We start from the raw sequence: 4,245 nt of genomic DNA on the forward strand, positions 1-4,245 counted from the left end.
ACGGCGGACTGTTAATCCGTATGTCACTGGTTCGAGTCCAGTCTGGGGAGCCATTATCAATCAGTTAGATTGTATCATTGGCCTAGCAGTAATTTGTAAGTGTAAAAATTTAATATTGCGATTCCCCTGTAGTTCAGTTGGTAGAACGGCGGACTGTTAATCCGTATGTCACTGGTTCGAGTCCAGTCTGGGGAGCCATTATCAATCAGTTAGATTGTATCAATTGGCCTAGCAGTAATTTGTAAGTGTAAAAATTTAATATTGCGATTCCCCTGTAGTTCAGTTGGTAGAACGGCGGACTGTTAATCCGTATGTCACTGGTTCGAGTCCAGTCTGGGGAGCCATTTCAACGCACAGTTAACACATCATTATCTACTTTTTTTATTCCCTAACTCTATCTATTTTATACTTCTATTTATAATGAATAGAGTTATTCTATTCGTTGTCGATCTCAAAATCATACAAATCAATGGTTTACAAAACCCATCAACGGCCATAATTCTGTTGTTAAAAAGTCCATTCTCAAAAGCGATGTTATACCAATCTAAGTAAGTGATCATTCAGCGGGAATTAAAAATGCAGTAGGCAAGGTGGCGGTTTGACGGTAATCGTTATTCTATATCGAAAACAGACAACGCAGCATAACGTATTTTTAAACCCGCACACTCAGCATTTTTCAGTTTTATTCCCGCAATGTCCCTTTTTTCGACTATTTTTGAAGCGAACTTTTAAACCTTGCTCTGAATGTGTTGTTTAACGGCAAGGAAAAGCTGATAATAGAGGCAATATTATCTTAATTATGAAAAAAGATGAGCGAGTATCTTCTACTATTGATCAGCACAGTACTGGTCAACAACTTCGTATTGGTGAAATTTTTAGGGCTATGCCCCTTTATGGGGGTATCCAGTAAACTTGAATCCGCTATTGGTATGTCAATGGCTACCACCTTTGTATTGACCTTAGCATCGATTTTAAGCTACCTCGTCGATCACTACCTCCTTCTTCCTTTTGACTTAGATTACTTACGCACCATGAGCTTTATATTAGTCATTGCTGTCGTGGTCCAATTTACAGAAATGTTAGTACAAAAAACCAGTGCAGCATTACACCGAGCATTAGGCATTTATTTGCCACTGATCACAACTAACTGTGCTGTTTTAGGCGTTGCATTACTCAATACCAATGAACACCATAATTTATTTGAATCTGGGATCTACGGATTTGGCGCAGCAGTTGGTTTTTCTATGGTATTAATTTTATTTTCTGCGATGCGTGAGCGGCTCGCCGCCGCTGATATTCCCAGCCCTTTCAAGGGCGGCGCAATCGCAATGATCACAGCAGGACTAATGTCTCTTGCTTTTATGGGCTTTACAGGGTTGGTTAAATAGTGTTGTCAGGTATCTTATTTGCCGTCATTGTGCTGACGTTATTAGCACTGTGTTTCGGTTTTTTGCTCGGGTTTGCCGCTGAAAAATTTAAAGTTGATGGAGATCCCCTCACCGATCAAGTTGAGGCCTTATTGCCACAAACACAATGTGGCCAATGCGGCTATCCAGGCTGCAGGCCTTATGCTGAAGCCATTACCTCTGGGGATAAAATCAATAAATGTCCTCCCGGTGGTACGGCAACTATGGAAAAACTAGCAGCATTGGTTGGAGTTGACCCTGAACCATTAAATCAAGTAGAAGAAAATAGCGTAAAAAAAGTGGCCTTTATTCGAGAAGAAGAATGCATTGGCTGCACCAAGTGTATTCAAGCATGCCCTGTCGATGCCATCTTAGGCGCCGGGAAGTTAATGCACACTGTGATCAGCGATTATTGTACAGGCTGCGATCTCTGTGTCGCCCCCTGTCCTGTAGACTGTATTGATATGCTCCCCGTAAAACAAACCCCTAAAAATTGGAACTGGCAGCTTAACTCTATTCCTGTCACTGTATTGGAAGAGGAAAAGTCATGCTAAGTTTACTTGAACAAATTGATAATGGCACTCTTTGGCAATCCCCAGGCGGGATCCATCCCCCCCAATTAAAGTCGTTATCTAATCAAACGAAAATCACAAGGCTGCCTTTAGCAAAAGAATACATCATTCCAGTCCCCCAGCTAGGGGAACAAGCTGTTCTCGCCGTCAATGTGGGTGAACATGTTCTCAAAGGAACCCCACTCACTAAAGGCCATAGCGCTACCTATCTTGCGGTTCATGCCCCCACATCAGGTACACTCGTTGCCGTGGAGGAGCGAGAAAGCAACCATGCATCAGGGCTTCCCGTATTAAGTTGTATTATTCAAGCCGATGGACTGGATACTTGGTGTGCGCGGACTCCTCAAAATAATTTTCAGGCACTAACGAATGAAGCAATATTGACCCGCATACAATCCGCCGGTATTGCTGGATTGGGGGGCGCAGCCTTTCCAACACACATCAAGCTCAACCCTGTTAGCGATATTGAGTTACTGATCATTAATGGTATTGAATGTGAACCTTATATCACCTCAGACGACCGCTTAATGCGAGAGTACAGTGATGATATCTTAACGGGGATCAACATTATTCAAAAGTTGATTGAGCCCAAGCGTATTATTATTGCCATCGAAGATAATAAGCCAGAAGCAATTAAGGCCATTGAACAGGCTATTAAAACACATCCCATTCATCATCATTCAATACGTGTCACCGCCGTACCCACTAAATACCCCTCGGGCGGTGAAAAACAACTCATACAAATTTTAACGGGCCAAGAAGTTCCTTCTGGCGCCATTCCCGCACAACTTGGCATGTTAGTGCAAAATGTCGGTACTGCCTTTGCCATTAAAGAAGCCATTATTGATGATAAGCCACTTATCAAGCGTGTCGTCACTCTAACAGGAGAGCAAGTATCTCAGCCGGGAAATTACTGGTTACCCATTGGTACACCAATCAGCCACATATTATCGTTAGGACAAACGTTAAAGCAGCCCCATACCCCAACACAAACTGTCATCATCGGCGGGCCGATGATGGGCTATATGCTTCCACATACCGACGCTCCCATTATCAAAGGGACAAATTGTCTGCTATTGCCAAGCGAAAATGAAATGCAAGCTCAGCCAGAAGAAAAGCCTTGTATTCGCTGTGGAGAATGTGCCCAAGTTTGCCCAGCATTACTACTGCCACAGCAGTTATTTTGGCATGCCCAAGCCAAAGAATATGATAAAGCTGCCACTTATAACCTCCAAGATTGTATCGAATGCGGCTGTTGCAGTTATGTCTGCCCCAGTGATATCCCCCTTGTCGAATATTATCGCGTCGCAAAATCAGCCTTACGAGAGCAAGCCAAAGACAAACAAGAAGCCGATTTAGCCAAAGTGCGTTTTGATGCGAGAACGCAACGTTTAGAAGATGAAAAAGCGGCTCGCGAAGCCAAGCAACAACAGGCTGCATCAAGACGTAAAGCCAACATGTCAAATAAAGACAGTGATGTGATTGCAGCGGCAATGGCACGTATCAAAGCCAAAAAAGAGAGTGAAAGCTTAACGTCTGGCACCAATATAGATAATACACCTGTCAGTCCAAGCGATGTCACACCACAAACGGATAAAAAAGCGCAAATCGCGGCTGCGCTTGCAAGAGCGAAAGCAAAAAAAGCCCAAGCGAGCCAAGCAACACCAAGCCAAATGAATGCCAAAGACAACACTCCACTGCAAACACCTGATGAACAATCAGTAATGGCGCCAACCTCTGATAAAAAAGCGCAAATCGCCGCCGCCATTGCCAGAGCTAAAGCAAAGAAAGCACAAGCCATTGATGACGCCAAGCCATCGGTGAAGGCAGCCACAACTGAAAGAGATAACGCCTCTGCAGCTGTTGTCACCGAGACCACTATCTCTAATGTAGTCTCAGATACAGCTTCAGATCCCGCAGCAGATAAAAAAGCCAAAATTGCCGCCGCGATTGCCAGAGCCAAAGCAAAGAAAGCAAAAGCCATTGATGACGCTAAGCCATCGGTGAAAGCAGCCACAACTGAACGAGATAGCGCCTCTGCAGCTGTTGTCAGCGAGACCACTATCTCTAATGCAGTCTCAGATACAGCTTCAGATCCCACGTCTGATAAAAAAGCCAGAATCGCTGCTGCCGTTGCTAAGGCAAAAGCCAAAAAAGCACAAGCAACAGTCATAAAACAACCGATAGAGCACACCATCACTGAGCGTGAAGAGACACCGGCTCAATTTATCTCAAATGTAGCCTCAGATCCCGCGTCTGATAAAAAA

Annotated in this window: 3 protein-coding genes and 2 tRNA genes; all 5 read left to right on the plus strand. The window is 44.0% G+C overall.

What is annotated here, in order from left to right; translation table 11 throughout:
- Positions 1–122 precede the first annotated feature (122 nt).
- Positions 123–198: transfer RNA gene (locus tag Q0976_RS23800), tRNA-Asn, on the plus strand.
- A 70-nt stretch (positions 199–268) separates the two neighbouring features.
- Positions 269–344, plus strand: a tRNA-Asn gene (locus Q0976_RS23805).
- A gap of 465 nt (positions 345–809) precedes the next feature.
- Positions 810–1,388, plus strand: a complete 579-nt coding sequence (gene rsxA / locus Q0976_RS23810) for an electron transport complex subunit RsxA (protein ID WP_299497335.1) — start codon at positions 810–812, stop codon at positions 1,386–1,388.
- Positions 1,389–1,390: 2 nt separating this feature from the next.
- Complete coding sequence (gene rsxB / locus Q0976_RS23815; RefSeq protein WP_299497339.1) at positions 1,391–1,960, plus strand: electron transport complex subunit RsxB; 570 nt, start codon at positions 1,391–1,393, stop codon at positions 1,958–1,960.
- On the plus strand, positions 1,954–4,245 hold a 2,292-nt coding region (gene rsxC / locus Q0976_RS23820; protein ID WP_299497337.1), incomplete at its 3' end, for an electron transport complex subunit RsxC. The genes rsxB and rsxC, both read left to right, overlap by 7 nt.

Origin of the sequence: uncultured Shewanella sp., assembly GCF_947501665.1 — a bacterium.
Classification (GTDB): Bacteria; Pseudomonadota; Gammaproteobacteria; order Enterobacterales; family Shewanellaceae; genus Shewanella.